We start from the raw sequence: 4,675 nt of genomic DNA on the forward strand, positions 1-4,675 counted from the left end.
ATCAGGCCGGGGCGCAGGGCGGGGGCCGGGGCGGGCCGCGTTCGGATGAGGGATGCATCAGCAGATGCGCAGGTCTGAAAGGTCCGTGCTAGACGCTTCTATTCGGTTCTGCAACAGCTAACGCAGACATAGCCAATTCATTCGCTAAGCAGGCCGAAGGCCTGCCTCGATGTGCGGCACTGCGAAACGGATATGGCCGAAGTCGCCCGCGCCACGGGCAATGCAGGACTACTACAAGAAGAGCGACGGCCTGTTACCTAAGCGCGACAGACCGGGCATAATTCGCCCCTTCTTTCGCCAGCCCTGCGTTTCCATGCGAATTCACGTCACCTTCATCGACCGCGTCGGCATCACCCAGGAGGTCCTGGCCCTGCTCGGCGGCCGCAACCTCAACCTGGATGCAGTGGAGATGGTGCCGCCCAACGTCTATATAGACGCCCCCACCCTCAGCCCCGCGGTGCTCGACGAGCTGCGCGAGGCCCTGCATGCGGTTCAGGGCGTGCAGGAAGTGACGGTGGTGGACATCCTCCCCGGCCAGCGCCGGCGCCTGCAACTCGATGCGCTGCTGGCCGCCATGAGCGACCCGGTGCTGGCGGTGGATGGCGACGGCCGCATCCTCCTGGCCAACCCAGCGCTGATCGCGCTGTATGGCGCAGAACCCGAGGGACGGCTTCTCGCCCAGTTGTTCGGTGACGACAGCCTGCACAGCGCCCTGCTGGAACAGGGCTTCCGCCTGCCCCTGCGCGAGGTCACCCTCAAGGGCCAGGCGTTGTTGCTGGATGCAGTGCCCATCACCGAAGGCGATCATCTGGCCGGCGCCCTGCTCACCCTTTACCTGCCCAACCGCATCGGCGAACGCCTGTCAGCCCTGCACCATGACCATGCCGCCGAGGGCTTCGACGCGCTACTCGGCGAGTCGGTGCCCATCGGCACGCTCAAGGCCCGCGCCCAACGCGTGGCGGCCCTGGATGCGCCGCTGCTGATCCGAGGCGAGACCGGCACTGGCAAGGAACTGGTGGCCCGTGCCTGCCACGCCGCCAGCACCCGCCGTAACCAGCCCTTCCTGGCGCTGAACTGCGCCGCACTGCCGGAAAACCTGGCCGAGAGCGAGCTGTTCGGCTACGCCCCCGGCGCCTTCACCGGCGCCCAGCGCGGCGGCAAGCCCGGGCTCCTGGAACTGGCCCACCAGGGCACGGTATTCCTCGATGAGATCGGCGAAATGTCGCCTTACCTGCAGGCCAAGCTGTTGCGCTTCCTCAGCGACGGCAGCTTCCGCCGGGTGGGTGGCGACCGCGAGATCAAGGTGGACGTGCGCATCCTCAGCGCCACCCACCGCGACCTGGAGAAGATGGTCGGCGAAGGCACCTTCCGCGAGGACCTCTTCTACCGCCTCAATGTGCTCAACCTGGAAGTGCCGCCCCTGCGCGAGCGCGGCCAGGATATCCTGCTGCTCGCGCGCTTCTTCATGCAGCAGGCCTGCACCCAGATCCAACGTCCGGCCTGCCGACTGGCGCCCGGCACTTACCCGGCCCTGCTCGGCAACCGCTGGCCGGGCAACGTGCGTCAGTTGCAGAACGTGATCTTCCGTGCCGCCGCCATCTGCGAAAGCAACCTGGTGGAGATCGGCGACCTGGACATAGCCGGCACCGCCGTTGCGCGGCAGAGCGATGGCGAAGTGAACAGTCTGGAAGAGGCCGTGGAGAACTTCGAGCGGGCGCTGCTGGAGAAGCTCTTCGTCACCTACCCCTCGACCCGCCAGCTGGCGGCGCGCCTGCAGACCTCCCATACGGCGATTGCGCACCGGCTGCGCAAGTACGGCATTCCGGGCAGAACCTGATTATTTTTCTAGATACAACCCGTATCTATTTGAAATTAATCAAAAATATCCATGAAATCATCTGCCCTTGTGGGGGCGAATTCATTCGCTGAGCAAGCCGCAGGCCTGCCGTTCAGCTCCCAAGGGGCCGCTGCGCAGCCCTTGGCGAATGAATTCGCCCCCATAGAGTAAGGAAGCAAGTTCAAACCTTATCCAATACATCAGATAGAATTCATAAAATATTGATTTATAACAAATAAATTCATGAGCGAGTCAAGGCCGTAGCGAAATCGATACAGCGTAATGATTTCGCTACGAACCGCTGAAACCCGCACTACGTCGAGCCCTCACCTCATCTATCCGCACAAGCCCGCCAACCCTGTAGCGTTTTCACTACAGCCGCGCTCAGGTCAATTCTCCTGAATAGCCCTCAAAGCATTGATTTACCTGCATTTCACCTATCTGGCACCCTCCTTGCTAAACGGCGTGCGACAGCGCGTGGCGAAGACCGCGCGCGGGGCTAAGCGCCTGGCAGAAGAAACAGGCGCGTCATACGAGTTGAGGACCAAAGATGAGCGTATTGCGTTTCACCGCCGACCACGAATGGCTGCGCCTTGAAGAAGACGGTCGCGTCACCGTCGGTATTACCGAATACGCGCAGGACGCGCTGGGCGATGTGGTCTTCGTTCAACTCCCGGAACTCCAGGGCTACGCCAAGGGCGCGGAAGTCGCCGTACTGGAGTCGGTGAAGGCCGCCAGCAACATCGTGATGCCGCTGGACGGCGAGGTAGTGGAAATCAACCAGGATCTGGTGGACAGCCCCGAACTGGTCAACGAAGAACCCCTGGGCAAGGGCTGGTTCTTCCGCATGCAACTGGCCGACGCCAGTGTCCTCGACAGCCTCCTCGACCAGGCCGGCTACGAAAACCTGCTGAAAGACAACGGCTGAGGAATGACCATGAGCATCGAAATCCCCTTCCTCGGCACCAGCAACGAATTCATCGCCCGCCATATCGGCCCACGCGAGGCCGACACCAAGGCCATGCTCGCCCTGCTCGGCTTCGACGACATCGAAGCCCTGACCGCCAGCGTCATCCCGGACAGCATCAAGGGCACCAGCGTGCTCGATCTGCCGGCCGGCCAGGGCGAGGCCGAGGCCCTCGCCGCAATCAAGGCCATCGCCGCGAAGAACCAGCTGTTCAAGAGCCATATCGGCCAGGGTTACTACCCCTGCCATACACCCAGCCCGATCCTGCGCAACCTGCTGGAAAACCCGGCCTGGTACACCGCCTACACCCCCTATCAGCCGGAAATCTCCCAGGGCCGCCTGGAGGCGCTGCTGAACTTCCAGACCCTGGTCAGCGACCTGTCCGGCCTGCCCGTGGCCAACGCCTCCCTGCTCGACGAAGGCACCGCCGCCGCCGAAGCCATGACCTTCTGCAAGCGCCTCTCGAAGAACAAGGGCAGCAACGCCTTCTTCGCCTCCAAACACTGCCACCCGCAGACCCTCGACGTGCTGGTCACCCGTGCCGAGCCCCTGGGCATCGAAGTGGTGATCGGCGACGAGCGTGAAATCGGCGACGCCAGCGCCTACTTCGGCGCCCTGCTGCAGTACCCGGCGGCCAACGGCGATATCTTCGACTACCGCGAACTGGTGGAGCGCTTCCACGCCGCCAACGCCCTGGTAGCGGTGGCCGCCGATCTGCTGGCCCTGACCCTGCTGACCCCGCCCGGCGAATTCGGCGCCGACGTCGCCCTCGGCAGCGCCCAGCGCTTCGGCGTGCCGCTGGGCTTCGGCGGCCCGCACGCGGCCTACTTCGCCACCCGCGACAGCTTCAAGCGCGACATGCCCGGCCGCCTGGTCGGCGTGTCCATCGACCGCCACGGCAAGCCGGCCCTGCGCCTGGCCATGCAGACCCGCGAGCAGCACATCCGCCGCGAGAAGGCCACCAGCAACATCTGCACCGCCCAGGTGCTGCTGGCCAACATCGCCAGCATGTACGCCGTCTACCACGGCCCGCAGGGCCTGACCCGCATCGCCCAGCGCGTGCACCAGCTGACCGCCATCCTGGCCCAGGGCCTGGCCCAGCTGGGCGTCAGCGTCGAGCAGGAAGCCTTCTTCGACACCCTGACCCTGGCCACCGGCACCAAGACCGCCGAGCTGCACGCCAAGGCCCGCGCCCAGGGCATCAACCTGCGTGAAGTGGACGCCGAGCGCCTCGGCCTGTCCCTGGACGAAACCACCACCCAGGCCGACGTCGAGACCCTCTGGGCGATCTTTGCCGACGGCCAGCCGCTGCCCGCCTTCGCCGAACTGGCCGCCAACGTCGCCAGCCGCCTGCCGGCCGCCCTGCTGCGCCAGTCCGCCATCCTCGCCCACCCGGTGTTCAACCGTTACCACTCGGAAACCGAGCTGATGCGCTACCTGCGCAAGCTGGCGGACAAGGACCTGGCCCTGGACCGCAGCATGATCCCGCTGGGCTCCTGCACCATGAAACTGAACGCCGCCAGCGAGATGATCCCGGTGACCTGGGCCGAGTTCGGTGCCCTGCACCCCTTCGCCCCCGCCGAGCAGAGCGCCGGCTACCAGGAACTGACCAACGAGCTGGAAGCCATGCTGTGCCAGGCCACTGGCTATGACGCGGTATCCCTGCAGCCCAACGCCGGTTCCCAGGGCGAGTACGCCGGCCTGCTGGCCATCCGCGCCTACCACCTCAGCCGTGGCGACGACCAGCGCGACATCTGCCTGATCCCGCAATCGGCCCATGGCACCAACCCGGCCACCGCCAGCATGGTCGGCATGCGCGTGGTGGTGACCGCCTGCGACGCCCGCGGCAACGTGGACATCGCCGACCTCAA

At 65.1% G+C, this 4,675-nt stretch carries 3 protein-coding genes; all 3 read left to right on the forward strand.

Annotated features, from left to right (window positions below; all coding sequences use genetic code 11):
- The first annotated feature begins 313 nt into the window (after window positions 1-313).
- On the forward strand, window positions 314-1,837 hold the full coding sequence (locus E8F11_RS12330; RefSeq protein ID WP_280289108.1) for a sigma-54-dependent transcriptional regulator: 1,524 nt from the start codon (window positions 314-316) through the stop codon (window positions 1,835-1,837).
- Window positions 1,838-2,387: 550 nt separating this feature from the next.
- Window positions 2,388-2,765 (forward strand): glycine cleavage system protein GcvH, encoded by a 378-nt coding sequence (gene gcvH, locus E8F11_RS12335; RefSeq protein ID WP_280289109.1) that lies wholly within the window; start codon window positions 2,388-2,390, stop codon window positions 2,763-2,765.
- A 3-nt stretch (window positions 2,766-2,768) separates the two neighbouring features.
- Window positions 2,769-4,675 (forward strand): aminomethyl-transferring glycine dehydrogenase (gene gcvP, locus E8F11_RS12340; protein WP_280289110.1); only part of this gene is annotated, 1,907 nt, incomplete at its 3' end.

Origin of the sequence: Pseudomonas sp. BN417 (assembly GCF_029871205.1) — a bacterium.
Lineage (GTDB): Bacteria > Pseudomonadota > Gammaproteobacteria > Pseudomonadales > Pseudomonadaceae > Metapseudomonas.

Bases quoted from the DNA above. Each gene is read 5' to 3' on its own strand.
- E8F11_RS12330 (WP_280289108.1), top strand. From the start codon at position 314: ATGCGAATTCACGTCACCTTCATCGACCGCGTCGGCATCACCCAGGAG.
- gcvH (WP_280289109.1), top strand. From the start codon at position 2,388: ATGAGCGTATTGCGTTTCACCGCCGACCACGAATGGCTGCGCCTTGAA.